17 protein-coding genes are annotated in these 23,522 nt (G+C 56.1%); 7 read left to right on the top strand and 10 right to left on the bottom strand.

Translation table 11 applies throughout. From position 1 onward, the window contains the following. Positions 1–186: 186 nt before the first annotated feature. Positions 187–2,556, bottom strand: a complete 2,370-nt coding sequence (locus tag HOP44_RS07170; RefSeq protein WP_172251964.1) for a glycoside hydrolase family 31 protein — start codon at positions 2,554–2,556, stop codon at positions 187–189. 181 nt (positions 2,557–2,737) lie between these two features. On the opposite strand from HOP44_RS07170, the gene HOP44_RS07165 reads away from it, so the two are divergent. Together HOP44_RS07165 and HOP44_RS07160 are read left to right on the top strand one after the other, a co-directional pair. Next, positions 2,738–3,058 (top strand): ArsR/SmtB family transcription factor, encoded by a 321-nt coding sequence (locus HOP44_RS07165; RefSeq protein ID WP_246369677.1) that lies wholly within the window; start codon positions 2,738–2,740, stop codon positions 3,056–3,058. Then, the gene (locus HOP44_RS07160) at positions 3,051–4,826 is read left to right on the top strand and encodes an FAD-dependent oxidoreductase (RefSeq protein ID WP_172251962.1); all 1,776 of its coding nucleotides are present in this window, start codon (positions 3,051–3,053) and stop codon (positions 4,824–4,826) included. The genes HOP44_RS07165 and HOP44_RS07160 overlap by 8 nt, the downstream gene beginning before the upstream one ends. Before the next feature lie 322 nt (positions 4,827–5,148). Here the strand turns inward: HOP44_RS07160 and HOP44_RS07155 are convergent, their stop codons facing one another. Further along, positions 5,149–6,210, bottom strand: coding sequence for a Gfo/Idh/MocA family protein (locus HOP44_RS07155; RefSeq protein ID WP_172251960.1), 1,062 nt, complete (start codon positions 6,208–6,210; stop codon positions 5,149–5,151). Between the two features lie 339 nt (positions 6,211–6,549). On the opposite strand from HOP44_RS07155, the gene HOP44_RS07150 reads away from it, so the two are divergent. The 3 genes from HOP44_RS07150 to HOP44_RS07140 all read left to right on the top strand — a co-directional run bounded on the left by HOP44_RS07150 (position 6,550) and on the right by HOP44_RS07140 (position 11,375). Next, positions 6,550–7,983 carry a 6-phospho-beta-glucosidase gene (locus HOP44_RS07150; protein ID WP_172251958.1) on the top strand — a complete coding sequence of 478 codons (1,434 nt, stop codon included), beginning with the start codon at positions 6,550–6,552 and terminating at the stop codon, positions 7,981–7,983. Between the two features lie 257 nt (positions 7,984–8,240). Continuing rightward, positions 8,241–9,071: a BglG family transcription antiterminator LicT gene (licT, locus tag HOP44_RS07145; RefSeq protein ID WP_172251956.1), complete on the top strand. Its 831-nt coding sequence runs from the start codon at positions 8,241–8,243 to the stop codon at positions 9,069–9,071. Positions 9,072–9,371: 300 nt separating this feature from the next. After that, on the top strand, positions 9,372–11,375 hold the full coding sequence (locus HOP44_RS07140; RefSeq protein WP_172251954.1) for a beta-glucoside-specific PTS transporter subunit IIABC: 2,004 nt from the start codon (positions 9,372–9,374) through the stop codon (positions 11,373–11,375). Positions 11,376–11,928: 553 nt separating this feature from the next. Here the strand turns inward: HOP44_RS07140 and HOP44_RS07135 are convergent. The 3 genes from HOP44_RS07135 to HOP44_RS07125 all read right to left on the bottom strand — a co-directional run bounded on the left by HOP44_RS07135 (position 11,929) and on the right by HOP44_RS07125 (position 17,027). After that, positions 11,929–12,579, bottom strand: coding sequence for a hypothetical protein (locus HOP44_RS07135; protein ID WP_172251952.1), 651 nt, complete (start codon positions 12,577–12,579; stop codon positions 11,929–11,931). Continuing rightward, a complete protein-coding gene (locus HOP44_RS07130) occupies positions 12,554–14,773 on the bottom strand; it encodes a sensor domain-containing protein (RefSeq protein ID WP_281367779.1) in 2,220 nt (739 codons plus the stop codon). Before HOP44_RS07130 ends, HOP44_RS07135 begins: the two co-directional genes overlap by 26 nt. Before the next feature lie 196 nt (positions 14,774–14,969). After that, the gene (locus tag HOP44_RS07125) at positions 14,970–17,027 is read right to left on the bottom strand and encodes a beta-galactosidase (protein WP_172251948.1); all 2,058 of its coding nucleotides are present in this window, start codon (positions 17,025–17,027) and stop codon (positions 14,970–14,972) included. A gap of 251 nt (positions 17,028–17,278) precedes the next feature. Here HOP44_RS07125 and HOP44_RS07120 point away from each other — a divergent pair, with 251 nt between their 5' ends. After that, complete coding sequence (locus HOP44_RS07120) at positions 17,279–18,127, top strand: helix-turn-helix transcriptional regulator (RefSeq protein WP_172251946.1); 849 nt, start codon at positions 17,279–17,281, stop codon at positions 18,125–18,127. Between the two features lie 10 nt (positions 18,128–18,137). Here the strand turns inward: HOP44_RS07120 and HOP44_RS07115 are convergent, their stop codons facing one another. Next, positions 18,138–19,103 carry an SDR family oxidoreductase gene (locus HOP44_RS07115; RefSeq protein ID WP_172251945.1) on the bottom strand — a complete coding sequence of 322 codons (966 nt, stop codon included), beginning with the start codon at positions 19,101–19,103 and terminating at the stop codon, positions 18,138–18,140. A gap of 215 nt (positions 19,104–19,318) precedes the next feature. After that, positions 19,319–20,254, bottom strand: a complete 936-nt coding sequence (locus HOP44_RS07110) for an AraC family transcriptional regulator (protein ID WP_172251944.1) — start codon at positions 20,252–20,254, stop codon at positions 19,319–19,321. Positions 20,255–20,402: 148 nt separating this feature from the next. Here HOP44_RS07110 and HOP44_RS07105 point away from each other — a divergent pair, with 148 nt between their 5' ends. Further along, entirely contained in the window at positions 20,403–20,600 is a 198-nt protein-coding gene (locus HOP44_RS07105) for a hypothetical protein (protein ID WP_172251943.1), read from the top strand. Between the two features lie 191 nt (positions 20,601–20,791). Here HOP44_RS07105 and groL read toward each other — a convergent pair whose 3' ends face one another. The 3 genes from groL to HOP44_RS07090 all read right to left on the bottom strand — a co-directional run bounded on the left by groL (position 20,792) and on the right by HOP44_RS07090 (position 23,497). Then, entirely contained in the window at positions 20,792–22,420 is a 1,629-nt protein-coding gene (gene groL / locus HOP44_RS07100) for a chaperonin GroEL (protein WP_172251942.1), read from the bottom strand. A gap of 68 nt (positions 22,421–22,488) precedes the next feature. Next, on the bottom strand, positions 22,489–22,770 hold the full coding sequence (gene groES, locus HOP44_RS07095) for a co-chaperone GroES (protein WP_172199662.1): 282 nt from the start codon (positions 22,768–22,770) through the stop codon (positions 22,489–22,491). A gap of 241 nt (positions 22,771–23,011) precedes the next feature. After that, positions 23,012–23,497 (bottom strand): MogA/MoaB family molybdenum cofactor biosynthesis protein, encoded by a 486-nt coding sequence (locus HOP44_RS07090; protein WP_172199660.1) that lies wholly within the window; start codon positions 23,495–23,497, stop codon positions 23,012–23,014. Positions 23,498–23,522 lie beyond the last annotated feature (25 nt).

Genomic DNA, 23,522 nt, shown 5'->3' with positions numbered 1-23,522 from the left:
GGTTATTCTTTTTGCGTCCCTTTCTTCTATTATATAGGGTTAAGGCACAGGAACGAAATACGAATAGGTGCAGGCAGGCATGATTTTTGCGAAGAAGGCGTATTCAGAGCTTTAAAAAGCTTCGCGGCGGGCGGACTGAAAAATCCCAGGCCGCCGCGCCGCGAAGCCGCGGGTGCAAAGATCGGTTTATCGGATCAATCTGACGGTGCCGCTCTCTGCCGGAATATGGAACGTCGTTCCCCGGGTCTCCGCCAGGAAAGGAATCGCTTCTCCGCTGAGCTCCACCGAAGAAACGGACAGTCCATGCACGGTGAGACGGAACGACCCGTACGTCTCTTCGTACCCGGAATTGCCGAGTTCCAGCTTGATCTCGAGTGCTCCTCCCTGCTCGCTTTGACTGAATCGGTACTCGTTGTAACTTCCGCTGCGGTAATCGAAGCTCTCTCCGTCATCTTGCGTATGGATATATTCGCCCGTACCCGGGTAGACGTCCAGCAGCAGTTCTTTGATCTTCAGCTCGCCCACATACTTCTGATCCGGATAGGCAGGCAGGAACGATCCCCCGCGCACGTAGATCGGGCACACATCGAGCGGCGCTTCCGCCAGAATCACCCGGCCGCCTTCCAGTTTCTCTCCGCTGCGGAAATCGACCCACGACCCTGCCGGCAGATAGACGGCGCGATGCCGCTTGCCCTGTTCGACCACGGGTGCAACCAGCATTCGGCTGCCAAACAGGAACTGGTCGTCGATCTCGTGCACGTTCGCATCTTCCGGGAACTCCAGCACCAGCGGACGCATCGGCGGCAGACCGGTCTGCTCCGCTTCGCGCATCAGATCGTATAGGTACGGCAGCAGGCGGTAGCGCAGCTTCATCGCTTTGCGGTACGCGTCGAGCGTTTCTTCGTTATATGCCCACGGCTCCTGATCGCGCGTCCCGATTGCCGTATGGTTGCGGAACAGCGGGCTGAACGCGCCGACCTGCACCCACCGCGCGAGCAGTTCCGGCGTGCAGTCGTGCGAGAAACCGCCGACGTCGCAGCCGTTGAACGCGAATCCGCTCAGCCCCAGATTGAGCGTCATCGGAATCGACAGCCGCAGATGTTCCCAGAAACTTTGGTTGTCGCCGGTCCATACCGTCGAATACTTCTGCGTCCCCGCATACGCGGCCCGAGTAATAACGAAAGGCCTTTTCCCGCTCGCTTCGAGAATGCCGTCGTACGTCGATTTCGACATCAAATGGCCGTAGACGTTATGAATCTCCCGGTGATCGGCGTCTCGTCCGTCGTTCTTGAAGCGCACGTCGTCCGGCAGCGGTCCGTTGAAGCTCGCCGGTTCGTTCATGTCGTTCCAGATCCCCGCAATGCCGGCGTCGAGCATGATCTTCTGATTGTCCGCCCACCAGCGGCGCACCGGCTCGTCGGAGAAGTCCGGGTAGACGGAATCGCCCGGCCAGACCGCATTGACGTAAGGCACGCCGTCGCGGTCGGTCGCGTAGAACCCTTTTTCCAAGCCTTCTTCATAGATGCCGTAACCGCGGTCTTTTTTGACGCCCGGATCGATGATCGTGACGACCTTGATCCCCATTTCGCCAAGCCGTTTCGTCAGTGCCGCCGGATCGGGGAAGCGTTCGTTGTCCCACGTAAACACGCGGTAGCCGTCCATGTAATCGACATCCAGATGGATCACGTCAAGCGGCAGGTCGTGTTCCCGGAATTTCTCCGCGATCTCGAGCACTCTGGATTCCGGCGCATACGACCATCTCGATTGATGCGCGCCAAGCGTCCACAGCTGCGGAAGCGGCGTGCGGCCGGTCAAAGCGGTGTAGCGCGTCACGACGTTTTTGACATCCGGGCCGTAGATGAAGTAGTAATCCAGGTTGCCGTCGTCGGCGCCGAAGTAATAGTAGTCCGAATTTTCTTTGCCGAGGTCGAAGAACGTTTTGAACGGATTGTCGAAAAAGAGCCCATAGGCCGCCCGCTCCTTCAGCGTGATGAAGAACGGAATGCTTTTGTACAGCGATTTATGGCTCTCGACGTGCGGCGACGGATCGTCCGTATTCCACATTTCGTATTCGTAGCCCCGTTTGTTGAGCGGTCCCGTCTTGTCGCCCAGGCCGTAGAACCGTTCTTCGCCTTCCATGGCTTTGAGGATTTGAATCTTGTGGTGTTCGCTCGTGCGCATCGCGGCGTGGCCTTCTCCTTCCGCGATGCTGACGTTGCCCCGGCGCGGGAACGGATCGCGTTCGCCCCGGTAATCCAGACACAGCGGCGTACCCGCGGCATCGTAGATATCGACTTTGAAATGATCGTAGACGCGCACTTTCAGCTGTTCCGTGGCGATCTCGACGAAGCCGCTCTGCTCGCTGACCCGAATATCGCACGCGGCAAACGCCGGATTCGGCTGCTCGACCGCGCGCGATTCCGGCTCCGGCGTATGCAGCGGCGCAAATACATGGATCACTCCCGGGTTCACAACCTCGATTCGCCCTGTCCCATGCTCGAAATGAAGCTGCACCCGCTGTTCCTGCTTGTCGTAACCTGTTCGTTTACCCCACATTCGTGATTCATCCTCCTTCAGTGCAATCGTTTGCTCTCTAGACTCATTCTCTACATTGACGCAAAATGGAAGCGATGTCAAATAGACGATCGGCAAACGCCGAAACGTGAACCTATCCGGAAAAATTGACAAGACTCTTTCTTATATCGTAGTATTCTAATATAACGATATAGGAGGCTTTATGATGACCGATTTTGCTTTTGCCGACTCCGATCTCCAGAAGTTCGAAGAGCCGGCCAATCTGCTCAAAGCTTTGTCCCATCCGATTCGCCTGTGCATCGTACGCGGGCTGATGCGCAAGAAGAAATGCAACGTTTCCTATATGCAGGAATGCCTGGATCTTCCGCAGTCGACCGTATCGCAGCATCTGCAGAAGCTTCGCAGCGCAGGTATTGTCACCACGGAGCGCAGCGGTCTGGAAGTCAATTATATTCTGGCCGACCGCCGGATCGAAGACATTGTGAATATCTTATTCGGAGAGGAAGACTGCAGGGATGAGTAAAAAAGTACTGATCGTCGGAGGCGTCGCGGGAGGCGCATCGGCTGCCGCACGTCTGCGCCGCTTGGATGAGCACGCCGAGATTGTTCTGTTCGAAAAAGGACCTTATATTTCCTTCGCCAACTGCGGCCTGCCTTATTATATCGGCGGAGCGATCGCAGACCGCGAACGACTGCTGGTGCAGACTCCCGAAGGGATGGCGGGCCGCTTCCGAATCGATGTGCGCACAAAAAGCGAAGTGGTCGCAATCGATCCGCAGCGCCGCACCGTACAGGTAGAGAGCCAGGAACGCGGCCGGTACGAAGAATCGTTCGACGAATTGATCCTGTCACCGGGCGCCAGGCCTCTGGTTCCCGACTTTCCCGGCGCCGACCATCCGTTGATCCATACGGTCCGCAATATTCCCGATATCGACCGGATCAAGGAGAAGGTCCTGGGCGGCAGCCGGTCCGCGATCGTGATCGGCGGCGGATTTATCGGCGTCGAGATGGCGGAGAATCTTAAGGAAGCCGGTCTCGATGTGACACTCATCGAAGGCAATGCCCAGCTGCTCGCGCCTTTTGATCCCGAACTGGCCGCTTCGCTGGCTCAGGAAATGCAGCAGCACGGCGTCAAACTGCTGTTCTCGCAGCGTGTACAGGGGTTCTGCCCCGTCGGCACGGGGATCGGAGTCGACCTGGCCGGAGGACGCACGCTGTCGGCGGATCTGGTCATTCTCGCTATCGGAGTCGTTCCGGATACCCGCTTCCTCCAAGGCAGCGGCATCGAGCTGGGCCCTCGCGGCCATATCGTCGTCAACGAAGCGCTGGAGACGAGCGCCGCGCATATCTATGCCGTCGGCGACGCGATCGAAGTGTCGGATTACGTGCCTGGTACCCGAACGGCAGTGCCGCTGGCCGGTCAGGCCAACAAGCAGGGCCGAATCGCGGCCGACCGGATCGCCGGACTCGACTCCGTTTATAAAGGAACGATGGGCACGTCTGTCATCAAAGTATTCGACATGACGGGAGCTTCGGTCGGCAGCAGCGAAAAAACACTGAAGCGCCTCGGCACCGCCTACCGCAGCGTTATTGTACATCCCTCTTCCCATGCTTCCTATTATCCGGGCGCAAGCGCGATCGCTTTGAAGCTGCTGTTCACTCCGGAAGGCAAAGTGCTCGGCGCCCAGGCCGTCGGATATGAAGGCGTGGAGAAACGGATCGACGATATTGCCGTCGCGATCCATTTCGGCGGGCACGTCCGCGATCTGACCGAACTCGAATTGAGTTACGCCCCTCCCTTTTCTTCGGCCAAAGACCCGGTGAACATGGCCGGTTATGCCGCGGAGAATATCGCCGCCGGACGGGTTCAATCGTTCTCTTACGACCAGCTGTCCGGGCGGCCGGAACATTCCGTTCTGCTGGATGTACGCAGTGAATTGGAACATGCGGGCGGCCACATTCCCGGATCGATCTCTATTCCTGTCGACGAGCTGCGCGGCCGGCTTGGCGAACTGGATCCGTCCCAAGAAATCTGGGCTTACTGCCAGGTCGGCCTGCGCGGGTATACGGCTTCGCAAATTTTGCGGCAGTACGGATTTGACGTTCGCAACCTCAGCGGCGGATACAAGACGTACCGCCAAGCGCAGTTCCAGCCTGAAGCGGTATCGTCCGATCAAGGCCCGGGCCCCGGCGGTCCGGATGACGGCGGAACCGGAAAGCGCAGCGATAAGGACGAAGCTCCCGAGGCAGACACCGCTCCGCTTCTGCTGAATCTGGTGCGGCATTCCTGACGGAGAAATCGTACCGTTTATCCTAAAGTAAAAAACTCCGCTTCTCTACCACGTTCTCCGCTTCGTTCATTCAAGCATTTAATCCTGACTGCGCAGCAAGCATCTGGATGAATAGGTCAGTCTCAGCCTACACCGTGCCCATGTACTCAAAAAGGCTTGGCCTTCTCGATCCGCGGATCGTAGGCCAAACCTTTCTTCATTCCGATAATCCGGGTAACGCCTTACAATCTCCCCAATGACTTTTTTACCGCAGCCCTGACTCTGACGATTCTGTCCGATTGCCAAATACAAGGACTATATAAAGGATCGGGCTGTGCACGGATCAGAATTCCCTTACAATGACCGATTCGCTGGCGGCCGATTCGAAAATCGTTTCGATCAGCGTCAGCACGCGGTGCACTTCGCTGTTGGGTACGGCCGTCGTCGACGTCCCTTCCAATACGGCCACGAAGTTGTCGTAGAAGCTGTCGGACAAATCTTCGACCCGCTCGATCGCAGCGCGAAGCGTCGATTCTTCGGACGGCGGCGCCATCGTCTTGGTCAGTCCTTTGCCGGCCTGGATCGGCTTGGGTTCGACATGTTCGACCTCGCGGTTGCGGGTCACGATCTCGCCGCTCAGGTCCCAATCGCGAATGACGGCCGTTCCTTCGGTTCCTTTTACATACCAGCGGGGCAGCTTGACGAAATTCGTCGTGCCCACTTCGATCACGGCGGTCAGTCCGTCCTTGAACTTAATCGTCGCCGTGAATCCGTCGTCCACTTCGGTGCCCAGAATATAACTCAGTTCGGCATGGACGCTGTGAATCTTGCTGTCCGTAAGCAGAAGCAGTTGGTCGAGCAGATGGACGCCCCAATCGAGCAGCATCCCGCCGCCGTAAGCTTTGAGCTGGCGCCAGTCTCCCGGAATTCCGTTTGCTCCCTGAACGCGCGATTCCAGATGGAAGATGTCGCCGACCTTCTTCTTGTCGAACAGATCTTTGACGATCAGGAAATCTTCATCCCAACGGCGGTTCTGGTGCACGGTAAAGACCCGGTTCGCCTGCTTTGCCGCCTGCAGAATTTCCGTAAGTTCCGCGCTCTCGATCGTAACGGGCTTCTCGCAGATCACATGCTTGCCCGCCTGCAGCGCCCGGATCGAAAGTTCTTTGTGTACATCGTTTGGCGTTGCAATCAGGACAATATCGACTTCGCCGTCTTCCAGCACCGCTTCAAAACTGCCGTATGTTCGGAAGCCGCGGCTGCGTGCCAATTCCATCCGGTATTCGATCGGATCGTACACGCCGTGCACGGCGATTCCGCCCGCTTGTTCCACCAATTGTCCGTGATAGCTGCCCATTCCGCCAAAACCCGCAATCACAAGGCGATACGTTTTGTTATTTTCCATTTTGCCTATCTTCCCTTCCCCCGAACGTGCCGGATACAAGATCGTGTTCCACAAGTTCTAATATATAAGAACGAATCAAGAAAGCGCTAGCACTATTTGATCGTTTTGTGAAACGTTACGAACGAATGGGTCTGTACGCCGCCGACGTTTGACATTTGCCCGGACAATCTTTAAAGTTTAAAAGGAACAGACAACTTCATTGACTCCTGGGATGTTACCATTCGGGCATAACCTGAGCCGACCTGACCTGCGCCTACGCGCAGCCGGGACGGTTCGGGTTTTTTATTTGCTCCGAGCGGCGCCCTCCCTCATTCTTCCCTATCCGAAAGGAGAATCATCATGTCCAATACTCCATTTCCGCAGAGTTTCCTCTGGGGCGGCGCGATCGCGGCGAACCAGGCCGAAGGTGCTTATCTCGAAGGAGGCAAAGGCCTGAGCATCGTCGATCTGCTGCCGACCGGCGCCAAACGCCGCTCGATCATGCAGGGCAGCGTACCGTCGCTGACGCCGCTCGAAGGCGAATTTTATCCGTCGCACGAAGCCATCGGCTTCTATCACCGTTACCGGGAAGACATCGCCCTGTTTGCCGAAATGGGCTTCAAGTGCCTGAGGGTCTCGATCGCCTGGGCGCGCATTTTCCCGACCGGCGAAGAAGAAACTCCGAATGAACAAGGCCTGCGGTTCTACGACGACCTGTTCGACGAACTGCTGAAGCACGGGATCGAGCCGATCGTGACGCTTGCCCATTTCGATGTGCCGGTGAATCTGATCGAAAAATACGGCAGCTGGCGCCATCGCAAACTGGTCGGCTTGTTCGAACGTTACGCCAAAACCGTGCTGGAACGCTACAAATCCAAGGTCAAATACTGGATGACGTTCAACGAGATCAATATGCTGCTGCACCTGCCGTTCCTCGGAGCGGGTCTGACGTTCGAAGAAGGCGACAATGTGGAGCAGATCAAATATCAGGCGGCGCACCACCAGCTGGTCGCAAGCGCTCTGGCCGTCAAAGCCTGCCATGAGATCGCTCCCGGCGCCATGATCGGCTGCATGCTTGCGGCGGGCAGCTTCTATCCGTTCACCTGCAACCCGGAAGACGTCTATCAAGGCATGGAAAAAGACCGCGAATCGTACTTCTTTATCGATGTCCAATCGCGCGGCGAGTATCCCGGTTACGCCAAACGCTTCTTCCGGGACCACAACCTCGCAATCGCCATGGAAGACGGCGACGCCGACCTTCTGCGCGGCCATACGGTCGATTATATCGGCTTCAGCTATTATTCCAGCCGTACGACAAGCACCGATCCGGAAGTAAACAAGAAAATGACCAGCGGGAATGTGTTCGGCTCGGTCGCGAATCCCTATCTGGCCAAGTCCGAATGGGGCTGGACCGTCGATCCGCTCGGGATGCGCATTACGGCCAACCAGCTGCACGACCGCTACCAGAAACCTTTGTTCGTCGTGGAGAACGGATTCGGCGCGCACGACGAAGTCCGGCCGGACGGTTCGATCGACGACGGGTACCGGATCGACTACCTCAAGCGCCACGTAGCCGCGATGGGCGAAGCGATTGAAGACGGCGTGAATATCCTCGGGTACACCTGTTGGGGACCGATCGATATCGTCAGCGCCTCTTCCGGCGAAATGCGCAAGCGCTACGGATACATTTACGTCGATCGCGACAACGAAGGCCGGGGCACCGGCGATCGGTTGAAGAAAAAAAGCTTCGACTGGTACAAAAACGTGATCGCGACAAACGGCGCGGAGCTGTAAGGATCAAAGAAAGCGGCGGAGTCCCCTTAAGGATTCCGTTTGCCGCGCGCCGGCTTGAAAGCGTTGACAAGACTCCACCCTCCCTTTACACTGGATGTAACTAAATCGTTTATCGGGATTGTTACTGTACAGCAGGCAAAACCCGAGTCACGGCCGACTAAGATCCCCAACCGGTTTGGCGGATTCTGCAGCTTTGCCGTGCCTTGGGTTTTTTGCGTTTGATCCGGGGGACAGACAGAGAGTTTGGGGGAATCCGCGTGAAAATAGCCAAAGTCATCAACAACAATGTCGTCAGCGTCTATCAGACGGACGGGACGGAGCTGGTCGTGATGGGCCGGGGAATCGCATTCAAGAAAAAAATCGGCGATCCGGTCGACGAACGCAGCGTCCAGAAAGTGTTTGCGCTCAAAAACCAGCAGACGACCGACAATTTCAAAATGCTGCTGCGCGAAGTGCCGATCGACCTGGTCGTCATGGTGGAAGAGATCATCGATTACGCCAGGCAGACGCTTGGACGCAAACTGAACGAGAATCTCTATGTCTCGCTGACCGACCACGTGAACTTTGCGATCGAACGGCAACGGGAAGGGATCGAGATCAAGAATGCTTTGCTGTGGGAAGTGAAGCAGCTGTACAAAGACGAATTCCGGATCGGGCTTCATCTGCTGGAGCAGATCCGAGAGAAACTCCGGTTGGACCTTCCCGAAGACGAAGCCGCGTTTATTGCGATCCATATCGTCAACGCGGAGATGAACGAAGAAGTCTCGACCACGATGAACATCACCAAGTTTATGCAGCAGATTATCAATATCGTCAAATACCATTTCAAAACGGAGTTCGACGAAGAATCGCTCAGCTACTTCCGCTTTGTCACCCATCTCAAATTTTTCGCCCAGCGGGTATTCAAAGGCACCCATTACGAAAACAACTACGATCACCTGTACGACGTGATCCGTGAAAAACATCCCGAAGCCGCCCGGTGCACCGAGAAAATCCGCAATTTTGTGCTCAAGGAATACAACCATGAACTGACGAACGAAGAAAAGCTGTATCTGACGGTTCACCTGGAACGTGTCGTTAACCGCTAAGCTCCGCAGGCAGGCCCGGACTGTCCGAACCGTCTGCCTGCGTCTGCGTTGGACGAATAGACCTGCCGGAAAATTTTAAATAATCGTAATGTATGCGTTGACAAGTGTATGGAAGCGTTATATTCTAGACACATTCAAACCGAATACCTTTTATCGGGATTGTTACTGGTGAAGCAGGCAAAACCTAAGCTCTGAAAAACAGCGGAATCTTTCTTCTGCTCTTTTTCAAGGCTTAGGTTTTTTGTTTGTCCAAACCGCCTAAAATGTTCATGTTCAGAAAATAGTTGGAGGTGTCCAGACATGAGTCACGAAAAATTGGCACGCGAGATCGTACAGGGCGTCGGCGGCGAAAACAACGTCGTCTCGCTCGTCCACTGCGCTACACGGCTCCGCTTCACGCTGAAAGACAACGCCAAAGCGGACAAAGCCGCCCTCGAGAAAACGGACGGCATCATCACGGTCAAAGAAAGCGGCGGACAATTCCAGGTTGTCGTCGGCAACAAGGTTCCGGAAGTCTACGCCGCCATCGGCGAAGTATCCGGTATTCTGAACGAATCCAAAGACGGAGCCCGTACGAACGACAAAGCGGCGGCCGGCAAAAAAGGATTCGGAGCGCTGATCGACGTCATCTCCAGCATCTTCGCTCCGCTGCTCGGCGTCATGGCCGGCGCGGGTATTCTCAAAGGCCTGCTGCTGATCGCGGACAACTTCGGCTGGCTGCCGAAAACGGACCCGACCTACATCATCTTGTTCGGCGCCGCGGACAGTCTGTTCTACTTCCTGCCGGTCCTGCTCGCCGTGACGACCGCCCGCAAGTTCGGAGGCAATATCTTCACCGCCATGACGATTGCCGGAGCGCTGCTCCTCCCTTCCGTCACCGCGCTGAACGGAGCGGAGTTCGATGTGAATTTCTTCGGGATTCCGGTCGTTATGATGAGCTATTCGTCGACGGTCATCCCGATCATTCTCGCTGTCATCGTCATGAGCAAGCTCGAGAAATTCTTCAACCGCGTTATTCATGAAAGCGTCAAAAATTTCCTGACCCCGATGATCTCGCTCGCGGTCATGGTGCCGCTGACCCTGATCGTCTTCGGTCCGTTCGGCGTTTATGTCGGCAACGGCATCGCCGATGCCCTGCTGGCCGCCTTCTCGTTCAGCCCGCTGATCGCCGGCGCGATTCTCGGCGCAGGCTGGCAGCTGCTTGTCATCTTCGGCGTTCACTGGGGGCTCGTTCCGGTGTTCATCAACAATATCGCGGTATACGGCCGCGACGGTATCAAGCCTGCCGCAACGGCTTCAGTCTTCGCACAGACCGGCGCCGCATTCGGCGTCATGCTCAAGACCAAGAACAAGAAGCTCAAGACGCTGGCCGGTTCCGCCACCTTGTCCGCCTTGTTCGGCATTACCGAACCGGCCGTCTACGGCGTCACCCTGCCGCTGAAACGCCCGTTTATCGCAGGTATTATCGGCGGCGCGGTCGGCGGCGCGATTATCGGCCAGGGCGGCACCGAAGCTTTCGCTTCCGGCGCGCCCGGCCTGCTGACACTGCCGATCTTCTACGGACCGGGCGGCCAGGGCTTCCCGGCACTGATTATCGGGATCACGGCTTCCTTCCTGATCTCCGCTGTTCTGGCTTACCTGCTGGGGTTCAAAGATCCGGTTGAAGAAGGCGACGGCGGCAGAACTTCGGATGCCGTGCCGAAATCCCCGGCAGCGGGCTCCGCGGGGACTGTCCCTTCAACCGCCGGTGCGACAGCCCCGGCCGCTTCCGTCCCGTCCGCGGTCAAGCCTGCCGGCGGCGCCGCGGAAATCGCGCTCAGCCCGCTCAGCGGAACCGTGATTCCGCTGGCGGATGTCCCGGACCCGGCTTTTGCGGCCGAAGCCATGGGCAAAGGCGTGGCGATCGAACCGAGTGTCGGACGGGTCGTCGCTCCGTTCGACGGTACCGTCACCGTCGCATTCAAGAAAAAGCACGCCCTTGCCGTCGTGTCCGACGGCGGTGCCGAGATTCTCGTCCATGTCGGTGTCGATACCGTCAAGCTCGACGGCCTGTACTTCACCTCGCATATCCAGGAAGGCGACCGTGTGACCGCGGGCCAGCTGCTGCTGGAATTCGATATCGAGCAGATCCGCGCTGCCGGTTATCCGACGGTCACCCCGGTTATCGTCACCAACGCATTCGATTACGAAGACGTTCTGCCGCTGCAGCAGGGCCAAATCGCATCCGGCGAAGAACTGCTGGAGACGGTTCCGCTGGGCAGCGCGGACGGGGACACCGCGAGCGGCTCCAAAGCGAGCGCCTAAAATCAAACGTAACTTTTCAAAAAGCGCGTCTTCCTATAAAGCAAAGGAAGACGCGCTTAATTTTTCAATCAAAGAATAGGCATGTTTTCCAGTTTGACGGAAAACCAATCTTTTTCAACTGGATCAATTCTGAATGCTCCTCGATTTCCGCACTTAATTTATCCATAAAAACATTCCATTCAACTTTACAGCCTCTTTGAAATTCAAGCAGATTTTTCACAGTAAGCATGTTTGCAAATAAGGTTTTATTATCGTCAGCCCTGATTTGGGCCTAATTAGTATTCTAAAATCACTTATTCTAGGGCGCACACGATTTCATGAGCTTCATTATTTTAAAAGATTTCATTTGTCTGTACTCGGTTGATAACTCAGGACTTACAGTTGTTTTTTCTTGCATAAAATTAATCCCCAATCCTTTAGAATAATTATTTATTATTTTACTCTAAAGAAACTTATTTAGCATTTTTTATTTTTTTGTACAAAAAAAAGACTCCTCGAGGTCCGCTTTCACAATGTGAAGAGGCGCGAGGAGTTCTTGTACTTACCTAATATATCATTTTAAATTGCACTGCAGCTTTAAATTCATGTTTTTCTTATGCTTACTTCCAGCCACATGATGCAAAATGTCGTGCTTTGCTGCGATCTGGCCATCCGGGGCTATATCGTCGTTTCCGTTGGTCATCCTTACGAATCGAGTGCGGCCGAATTTCCCAACGATTTCAAATCCACGAAAGTCTGAAACCCTATCCGAATCTGGGCCGACGACAATATCTTTATCGCCGACATGCTGGAAAAATTGAACAAGCAAACGCCGGCTTCCCTGTTTGCGGGCAGACTGGATTTGGAAATCGGCATTACCGGCCGCTCCTACGGAGGCTCTGCCGCAAGTCAGGTGTGCCTCGACGATCGGAGATTCGTGTGCGAAATCAATATCGACGCGCCGACCTACTGCAGTTATGGGGACCGGGATCTGCGAAAGCCGTTTATGCTTCTCGGCAGCGAACTGATGAAGCTGTTGGGTAAGCGCGACAAGATGCTGCTGCGCAGAATATTGCAGCCGATTTTTTGGTGTATGTGCGATTTTCCGATCCGAAAAACCCGGACGTTTACGTGCCGGTTTTCGTTTTGCCTGCTGCGTATAATAACTGCCCGTTGATTGCTGGACTTCCTGCTTCCCCTCACTGCTTGGGTACTTTCTGCACACTCATCCCCCGCTCGAATTCATCCGGCGGAACCGGACGTCCGAACAGATATCCCTGAATCTCGTCACAGCCGTTTTCTTCAAGAAAAGCAAGCTGTTCCTCGTTCTCTACGCCTTCGGCGATGACCGTGATCTTCAGATTGTGGGCCATGGCGATAATCGCTTTGACGATATCCCGGTCGCCCGAATCGCTCTCGATATCCCGGACGAAAGACCGGTCGACTTTCAAACGGCTGATCGGCAGCCGCTTGAGGTAATTCAACGAGCTGTAACCGGTCCCAAAATCGTCGATCGAGATTTGGGCACCCAGATCGCGCAGCTGCCGCATTTTGCCGGAAGCGGACTCCACGTCCAGCGTCATGCCTTCCGTGATCTCCAGCTCCAGATACTCCGGCGGATAACCGGTTTCCTGCAAAATGCTTCGAATCATCTCGACCAGCCCCGGCTGCCGGAACTGTCTCGGCGACAGGTTCACCGCCATGATAAACGGCTCGTAGCCGCAGTCGATCCATTTCTTCCCTTGGGTGCAGGCGGTCCGAAGCACCCACTCGCCAATCTGGAGAATAAGCCCCGTCTCTTCGGCAAGCGGAATAAAATCTGCCGGCGAGACCCACTCGCTGTACCCCCGATGCCAGCGCAGCAGGGCTTCCGCGCCGATCCGCCGGATCGGAAAGAGCGAGACCTGCGGTTGGTAGAACAAATAAAGCTCGCCGCGTTCAAGCGATTTGCGCAGGTCGTTTTCGAGCAGAATACGGGCTCCGTCCTGGGCTTCGTTCTGTGGTTTCGAGAGCGCGTACGTATCTTTGCCCGCATCTTTGGCCGCGTACATGGCCGCGTCGGCATTCTGCAGCAGTGCCGACGGATCGGCGCCGTGTTCGGGATACAGACTGATCCCGATACTGGGCGTAATAAAAAGCTCATATCCGCTTACTTCAAACGGACGGACAAACGTATCCAGAATATGCCGGGCTACGCCTTCCGCCTCGGGCACCTGTTCGTCGATCAGCAGCACAACGAACTCGTCGCCTCCCTGCCTCGCCAGAAATTTTTCCGGGCCCAGCGAGTCGCTCAAGCGGCGGGCGATTTCGACCAGCAGGATGTCTCCCGCTCCATGACCCAGAGAATCGTTCACCATTTTGAAACGATCCAGATCGAGATACAACACGGCAAGTTTTGAATCTCCGTTGTGTGCTCTCCGAATCGATTCGCCCAGTTTTTCCTGAAAATAGCGGCGGTTCGGCAGGCCGGTCAAACTGTCGTGATAAGCCATCCGATAAATGATCGTATTGGAGCGGTTCTGTTCAATGGCCAGAATCGCCAAATAACAGGTCCTGCGGGTCAGTTCGATCTCTTTTTCCGTAGGCAGACGTTTTTCTCCATAATACATGGCAAAGGTTCCGAGCACTTCGCCTTCGCTGTCGATCATGGGGAGCGACCAGCTGGCCCGAAGATTATGCTTGAGCGCAATATCCCTGTGCCTTTCCCAAAGTTGGCTTCGCTCGATATCTTCGACGGCGACAATTTCTTTGCGCGAGACGGCCGCCCCGCATGCCCCTCCCCTTTCTCCCGCTTCCATGCCTTCGATCGCCTGCAGATAACTTTCCGGCAGGCTTGGAGCCGCCAAGTTGAACAGCGCTTTGACGTCCTGGTCGTACCGCCGGATCGAACATTTGGCTCCCGTCTGGTATTCGGCCATCCTCAGCAGCTTGTCCAGCGTTTCTTCCAGCGGGGTTGACTTGGCGATCATCTCCAGGACGCGGCTCTGCGCATCGAGAATCTGAACGGCTTGGGCCTGCTCCGTGACGTCCTGCGAAATACCGAGAATACCGACCACCGTTCCGTTTGTGAGAATAGGGACTGCTTTCGCATGAACCATCACCAAACCGCCCGGTTTCGAGCGGAACGAAAGATCGATCTCTTCGGGATGATGCTCTGTCAGCACGGTTCGAAGCTTTCTTCTTGCTATCGGCACATCTTCAGGCAGAAGAAATTCACTGAATTTTACCTGCTGCAGTTCCTGCGCACTGTAGCCGCTTACCCGCTCTGCGCTTGGATTAAGTTCTACAATCCGTCCATCGGCGTCCAGCAGGAAGACAGCGTCGCTGCTGTAAGCGTACAAAGAGCGGTATAGCTGCTTCGTTTCTCGCGAAATCGGGCTTCGAGGCTGTTGGGATCCGTTTCTTTCTGTTCCGCTCATCGGCATCTACCTTTCGCTTTCCTTCTCTATCTCAATACCTTTATTTGATCGGGTTGTAACATCATTTTTCAGAAATGGATCTTTAGGGGACCGTTCTCTTCTATAACTATAGCGGACTTTGGCTTAAATAAAAGTTAACTTTTTCGAACACCAAAAAAGCCTTCCTCCGTTTTAACTTCGGAAAAAGGCTTTTCTTTTACTCGAGAATCAGGACGCCGTAAGCCGGAATCTCGCCCGCCCCTTCAATCTTTGTTCCGCTCAGCAGGTCGTTACGCGGTTCGCTCAGCACAATGCTTGCGGCATCGGCTCCGTAATTAAGCAGGAAGACATAACTTCCTTGTCCATTGGCCCGGATTCCGATCTCGACCTGCTCCGACACGGTCAGCCAGTCTGCGGTCGGTGCCTGAATGTTGAGCAGATCGAGGATCGTGTCCACGACCGGTTCGCTGAAGGCGGCTCCGTAATACCACGCTTCGCCCCGCCCTTGTCTGCGCTTTGTCAAAGCGGGCCGACCCGCGTAATAGTCTTCCGCGTATTCCGCCATCACTTCCACCGCCGGATCTTCCACATTCAAAATATCGTTGAAATCTTCCGCAAAAGTTTCTCTGGATTCACCGTTTTTCGTCCAGCGCAGCGCCGGGGCTTGGACTGTGCCTTTGATCAATGTGAAGTCTTCCACCGTAATGCCGCACAGCTGCGCAGCCGGTCCCGGAAAAGGCTGCATCCGGCAGTGTCCGCGTTCGTCTTTGTACCCGGTCCGGGCACCGAAGATCAGCTTGCCGCCGCCTTCGACATAAGCCGTTAACAGCTCGGCCGTCTGCTCTGTCAGAATCGCGGCATGGGGATAAACCAGCAGCTCATACCGACTCAGCCGCTCCAGTTCCTCGCCGGATTCCCGGCGAAGGTACACCATATCTGCCGGAATATGCCGATACTGCAGCTGCTTGTACCAGGCATTGGTGCTGCGGGCGGTCAGCGGTCCGTGCCAGACATCGAACTCGCCGTCCCACTCATTGTCGTAATCGCGCAGGATCGCCACTTTTGCCTGATACGTGCTTCCCGCTATTTTTGCTCCGACCGCCGCGAATTCCCGTCCGACCTGCGCCGCTTCGCGTACTCTCCGGTTGGGGCGATTATGGTAATCGTTTAGGCCGTGCCAATAGATTTCCGTGCCGACCGTCGCCGTGCGCCAGCGGAAATACATGACCCGATCGGCGCCGTGCAGCACCGATTGGTATGTCCACAGCCGCATCTGTCCCGGGCGCGGAGAAGGCATATCGATCCGGTTTACCCAACCGCCCGGCCCCGCCTGCTGCTCCATGATGCAGAAGTTCGGCGAGACGTCGCGCACGGCGCTGAGATTGAGGCTCCATTTGCGGTCGAGCAGCGGCTTCTCGTCGGCACTCGGAAAGATCGTCGAGAACTGCGGATACGAATCGTACGAGAAATAGTCCAACAGTTGGTCCGTCAGCGCATGACTGTCCAGATGCCCGAACATGCCGTTGGTCGTGACCTCATGCTGCGGCGCGACCTCGCGCAAAATGTCGGCCTGGATCTGGGCGAATTCCAGCACGCTGTCCGAAATAAACCGCTTCCCGTCCAGCGCCAGATGCGGATTGGGCGAATCGGCGACGGTCGGGCGCGGCAGATAGACCTGTTCCCAATCGGTATAAGTCTGACTCCAGACCACCGTTCCCCAAGCTTCGTTCAAAGCTTCCAGCGTGGCATACTTGCGCTGTGCCCATCGGCGGAACGCCGCATGGTCGGCTTCGGCATGGAAGACGCTGGTCTCGCAGTTGAATTCGTTGTCGAGCTGCCAGCCGACAATCGCCGGATGATCTTTGAAATGCTCGGCCATTTCCCGGGTAATGATGGCGCAGAGTTCCCGGTACTTGGGACTGTTATAGTTGTAGTGTCGGCGCATGCCATGGCGGTATATCGTCCCGTCCTGGGCGGCATTCAGCACTTCGGGATACTTGTGCGTCAGCCAGGCGGGCGGCGTTGCCGTAGGCGTTCCCATAATCACTTTGAGTCCGTGCCGATGCGCGGCATCCAGGGCCCGGTCGAACAGTCCGAACTCGAACACGCCTTCTTCCGGTTCGAACAGCGCCCATGCGAATTCGCCGACGCGGATCGTAGACATCTTCAATTCGCGCATCCGCTTGAAGTCGTCTTCCCACAGCTCTTCCTTCCAATGTTCCGGATAATAGCATACACCCAGTTCCAACTGTTTGAGATGAATCGATTTGCCCATAGAGATCTGCCTCCGTTTTCGTTGTCGAATACCGATCCTGCCCGGATCGACTTGCGTCATCCGCCTGCGGCGATTGGCCGATTCCGGGCGATGGCTCCTGTCTGTATTGTAAGCGGGTTCGGTTCGATCCGATATAACGGGTTCTTGCGCAGATATCACTTTTTTGCGATTCCGAATGTTCATAAACCTTATTCAAGTGATACAATTTCGTCACGTATAGCAATTATTTCTTCTTCCAAAGGAGTCCGACCATGCAGGAACATCTTTTCTTCCCTACGCCTTCTTCCCCTCATCTGCTCTGTTATCCGGACTTTACCGGCGGTTACAGAGCTCATCCGTCGCATGCGGTCGATCGGCCGGCGCGAAGCGGCGACCTGCAGCTGAACCGTCTGTACAATCTGCATCTGGTGCAGGGCGGCAGAGGCTCCGTTTGGTCCGGCGGCGATGTATTCGAGCTGGGTGCGGGCAGCGGATTTTTGTACGGACCCGGATTGGCCCAACGTTATGCCTCGAGTTTCGCCGATCCATGGGATATCCGCTGGATCCACTTTTCCTGCCTTGCGGCGGATCGGCTGCTCGGTGCCCGGGGATTAAGCGAACCCTGGCTGTTTCGGATGTCCGACCCGTCCGGCGCTTATGCCTGCATGGAAGAACTGCTGGAACTCGGACGGTCTTTCGATCCTAACCGGGAAGCGGAAGCTTCGGCGCGCCTGTATGAACTGCTGCTGCATCTCGTCAACCGGGCTTCTCCGCTTGCAATGCCCAGCGACCCGTCGATTCCCGGAATCCATGCGGCCGCCGAGTGGATCCGCAGCCGCTGCACCGACGCCTCGCTGTCGATGAGCGAAGTCGCCGCCGAAACGGGATACAGCGTGCCTTACTTCAGCCGCAAATTCCACCAGCTTATGGGCCGCACCCCAAGCGCGTACCTGCTGGAGTCGAGAGTCCTGCATGCCAAACATCTGCTGGTCGCCTCCTCGCTCACGGTTAGAGAAATCGCGGCCGCTTCCGGATTTTCGCAGAGCAGCTACTTTATTCAGTGTTTCCGCAAACTGGAGCAGACGACCCCCGAGCGGTTTCGGCTGAGCCGGAGAGCTTGAGGAGGAGATGTCACTCTGTAAAATAATACCCCTGCTTCAATTCGTCCAGCAGCCCTGGCTGCGCCGCTGTCCAGCCCAACCGTTTCTGCGTCAGCGCACCGGATACCGGATTGTCGGCGGCCGCAAACGAACCGAGCCAACCGAAATGGGCCGCTGCCTGATCCGCGCCAAGCGATCGGACGGGCAGATTTCCCTGCCGGCCGATCGCTTCCGCTATTTGTGCAAAAGGCAGCCCTTCTTCCGCAATCGCGTGGAACCGGGCACCCGTATTTCCCTGTTCAACGGCCATCCGGAACAATCGGGCCGCATCGAGCCGGTGCACGGCAGGCCAGCGGTTGGTCCCTTTGTCGATATAAGCGGAAGCTTGGCGAGTCCGGGCAATCCGAATCAAGGAAGGCAGCAGCCCTCCCCGGTCCCCCTGTCCGTACACGATCGGCGGCAGCCGCACCAGGGAAGCCCTTACCCCCTGCTCGGCCTGCGCCAACAGCGCTTTTTCCGATACGACGCGCCCGCCCCCGACCGATTCCGGATCACCGCCGTCTTCTTCGGTTCCCAATCTGCCGGGGCCGAGCGTCATTGTCGGCATGGCAATGACGAGCGCTCCCTGCCGGTCCGACAGCGCTGCTCCGAACGTTTCGATGGCGCGCCGATCGGCCCCGGTCGCAGCCGCCATGAATCTCGCCGCTGCTTTGCGGGGATTTCCCCCAAGCGCGATACGCAGCCGCGTCGGCAGACCGGCATGCGAGAACTTATGAAAAAAAGCCGTATGCACAACGGCATCCGCTCTGTCCGCCGCCGTCCGCAACAGCCTTGTATCCTCGACCGATCCCCGAACGGCCGCGGCTCCGATTGCGTTCAGATGCTCGGCCGCCTCCCGGGAACGCACCAGTCCGATTACCTCGTGGCCGTGCCCGACCAGCTCTTCAACGACGGCCGATCCGATAAATCCGCTTGCTCCCGTTACCACAATACGCATCGTATTTCCTCCTTGTCGAACAAAGACTTTTCGGTTGAACCGCTTCATTCTCTGCCCAGTATAGAAGGAAACCCGTGCGAAAGTTTGACTGTTCCAAGCCTCTTATTGCCCGATTCGACGCTTGTATCCCCAGAGGAGACCGCAGCCGGGCTTCACCTCGCAAAAAGACCTGACGCACGAAGGCGGCAGGTCTTACTGTTTCAGGCCGAAGATACTCAAGAAGAACCCAGACGCTTCCACTTGGCAAGATCCCGGCTCGGCGGGTTCCCGAAAAACCGGCTGTAATCGCGGCTAAACTGCGAGTCGCTGACATAACCGACCAACCGGCAGGCCCGGGTGGCGTCTTCCTGTTCGCCGGACAGCATCAGCCGCCGGGCTTCCTGAAGCCGGAGCGCTTTCTGATACTGCAGCGGACTCATGGCCGTCACCGATTTGAAATGCTCTCGGAACGACGATTCGCTCAGATGGACCCGATCCGCCAATTCGGCAATTTTGAACGATTCGGCAAAATGGGTCCGCAGCCACTCGATCGCTTTGGCGACCCGCTGTACGCTGGATCCCGCCAATACGGTCTCGGCCACATACACGCCAACCGAACTGCGCAGCAGCCGGATAAAAATCTCGTCTTCGGCAAGGGACACCAGCAGACCGTCATCTTCGGAATCGTCCAGGCAGGCGACCAAGCGCGATATGGCGGCGATCAGTGCCGGTTCGGCTTCCAGTACGTAGCTGGCTCTGCGTTTTTCGACTGCAGGCAGTCCGTTCGGATATACTTTTGGAACCAGCGCGGCAATCTTTTGCGGATCGAGATACACCCCTACCCCCAGAAAAGGTTCGGAAGGACTTGCCTGCACCGTCCGGATAGCTACCGGCAGCGCTACCGGAGCGATCAGCAGCCTTGCACCCGAGTATTCCGAAACTTCTTCGCCAATCCTGATCGTCTTGCTGCCCTGCGCCGCGAGCCCTACCGTCGGCCAATACATCGTATGCTTCTCTTCGGAAGGTTGGGGCCGGGAATACCGGTTAAGATAGAGCCCGGGAATCCGTGCCGCGGTCGTACCGTCCTGCGTGAGATGTACATCGACCAATCGTGCCAAACGGGACGTCTCTTCCTGAAGCTGTGCCGACATAGATTCGTATAATCGGTTCATGACGCGGTATACAGCTCCTATAAGATCAATTTGATTTGTTTCTCCTTTAATTCTTTTTCCAAAAAAAGACGAATCTAACTGGAAAATTGTTTCCTTTTGCCGGATTTGTGGTATGTATACATAGTCATTATGATTGCAGGAGGAGAATATGGCTTTGATTAATCTAAATCAGGCAATTCAAATTTCGTTACCCGTCCGATTACATGCGGTCAGCGGCGAATTTTATGAAGGAGTTTGCACCCGGAACCCCAAAAACTCGTCGTTGTTCGATATCCATATCGATGAAGAAATCGTCACCCTGCCCCAATGGGCGGTCAAACGGATCTGGAGAAAGAAAATCACGTAAATAGTGCCCGGGCAGACAGCAAGACGATGCCTCTGCGGGCACTTTTTTTATGTTTAAATCCTCGTATATCCCTATCAAAAACAGGCCGCTTGAAGAGGAAAACCTCTCCAAGCGGCCTGCGTTAAATAAAAGTTAAATTCGGATAAATCGGTCGGCCGGAGCCGGATGAAGCCGGGGCTGAAGGCCCTTGCTTACATCATGCCGCCCATTCCGCCCATGCCGCCCATATCCGGAGCCGCAGCGCCGGCAGGTTCTGGCTTGTCGGCGATGACGGATTCCGTTGTCAGGAACATAGCCGCTACGGAAGCCGCGTTTTGCAGAGCGGAACGCGTCACTTTCGCAGGATCGACGATCCCCGCTTCGAACATGTTGACCCATTCGCCGGTAGCGGCGTTGTAGCCAATGCCCACTTCTTCTTTTTTGAGACGGTCCACGATTACGGAACCTTCTTCGCCGGCGTTAGCCGCGATCGTACGGATCGGTTCTTCCAGAGCGCGCAGAACGATGTTGACGCCCGTTCTTTCGTCGCCGGTTACCGTCAGAGCCGCTACGGCTTTGTATACGTTAACCAGGGCCGTGCCGCCGCCGGATACGATACCTTCTTCAACGGCTGCGCGAGTCGCGTTCAGCGCGTCTTCGATACGCAGTTTGCGTTCTTTCAGTTCGGTTTCCGTTGCCGCGCCCACTTTGACAACCGCTACGCCGCCGGCAAGTTTAGCCAGACGCTCCTGCAGTTTTTCTTTGTCGAACTCGGAAGTCGTTTCTTCCAGCTGCGAACGAATTTGGTTCACGCGAGCGTCGATGTCGGTCTTCACGCCGGCACCGTCCACGATCGTCGTGTTTTCTTTCGTTACGCGAACCTGGCGAGCCGAACCCAACTGCTCGATCGTCGTCGCTTTCAGTTCCAGACCGAGCTTCTCGGTGATCACTTGTCCACCGGTCAGAGCGGCGATATCCTGCAGCATCGCTTCGCGGCGGTCGCCGAAGCCCGGAGCTTTGACGGCAACCGCGTTGAATGTTCCGCGCAGTTTGTTCAGGACCAGCATAGGAAGCGCTTCGCCTTCGATATCTTCAGCCACGATCACGAGAGCGCGACCCTGCTGAACGATTTTCTCGAGCAGCGGCAGAATTTCCTGCGTGGTGCTGATTTTTTTGTCGGTAATCAGGATGTAAGGGTTGTCGAGAACCGCTTCCATCTTGTCCGTGTCGGTAATCATGTAAGGGGAAATGTAGCCGCGGTCGAACTGCATGCCTTCCACGACTTCCAGTTCGGTTGCGAATCCGCGGGATTCTTCAACGGTGATCACGCCGTCTTTGCCCACTTTTTCCATCGCTTCGGCGATCAGTTCGCCGACTTCCTCGTCGGCTGCGGAGATTGCCGCAACCTGAGCGATCGACTGTTTGCCTTCGATAGGCTTCGCGATATTTTGCAGTTCGAGAACCGCGGCTTTGACCGCTTTGTCGATCCCTTTGCGGATAACCATAGGGTTCGCACCTGCCGTTACGTTCTTCAGACCTTCGCGGATCATCGCTTGAGCCAGAACGGTAGCGGTCGTCGTGCCGTCGCCGGCTACGTCGTTCGTTTTCGTTGCGACTTCTTTGACGAGCTGGGCGCCCATGTTTTCAAAAGCGTCTTCCAGTTCGATTTCCTTCGCGATCGTTACGCCGTCGTTCGTGATCAGCGGGCTGCCGAATTTTTTCTCCAGCACCACGTTGCGTCCTTTAGGACCGAGCGTTACTTTTACCGCATTTGCAAGTGCATCTACGCCGCGAAGCATCGAGCGACGGGCTTCTTCTCCGAACAGAATTTCTTTAGCCATTGTCGAATAACCTCCCTGGGATATGGAATTGCGATTTTTCGTTCAAAAACGTATGTGTAAGGGGACACTTAAGCCAGAATGGCGTGAATGTCGCTTTCTTTCATAATCAGATACTCTTTGCCTTCGTATTTCACTTCGGTGCCTGCATATTTCGAGAACAGGACAACGTCGCCTTCCTTCACTTCGAGCGGAGTACGGACGCCGTCTTTCAGGGTCCCGCTGCCTACGGCAATAACTTTGCCTTCCTGCGGCTTTTCTTTCGAAGCGTCCGGAAGCACGATACCGAACGAAGTCGTTTCCTCCTGCTGAATCGGTTCTACGAGTACGCGTTCACCCAACGGTTTGATCATGAAAAATAGCCTCCTTGTAAAGGTAGATTGATAAGCCTCAAAATTTCTTCGTTAGCACTCGACGACGTCTAGTGCTAACAGCCAAGTCTTATATTACTAGTCTCTGCGCAAAATTTCAAGTCCCCCCTCACAAAAAAAGACACCCCGCTCTCCAGGGTCGCCTTTCCTGTGTGCCGTCCGCGCCGGATCGGCCAAGGTCTCCCGAAGCCGCCGCGATCCGGCGGCGCTGCGGGTCTTGCGTCTACTGCCGGTACTGCCCCGTCACCATCAGCAGCGCTTCCGGCAGTTGATCCATGATCGCCGCCAAATTCTCGTGTACGCCTTTGGGCGTGCCCGGCAGATTGACGATCAGCGAACGGCCCCGTATTCCGCAGATGCCGCGAAACAGCATGGCTGCCCGATTCTTCTGCATGACATTCATCCGCATCGCTTCGGCCATCCCCGGTACTTCCCGCTCGATGACGCGCTTGGTCGCTTCCGGCGTCACATCCCGGTTCGCAAGCTCGGTTCCTCCGGTCGTCAGCACAAGATCCGCCTGGAAATAATCCGTCATTTCGATCAATGCCGCAACGATCTCGTCCGATTCATCGGGCACGATCCGGTACTCGATAATTTCTCCGCCTACTTCTTCTTCCACCAGCTCCCGGATCACCTGCGCGCTCGTATCCTCCCGCTCGCCCCGTGCTCCCTTGTCGCTGGCTGTCAAGATTGCCACTTTCCACAGCATGAGGTCACCTCTTCTCATCCATCGC

This window comes from Saccharibacillus deserti (assembly GCF_013618475.1).
Lineage (GTDB): Bacteria > Bacillota > Bacilli > Paenibacillales > Paenibacillaceae > Saccharibacillus > Saccharibacillus deserti.
The sequence above is the reverse complement of the archived record's forward strand: the minus strand, read 5'-3'. Positions and strand labels throughout refer to the sequence as shown.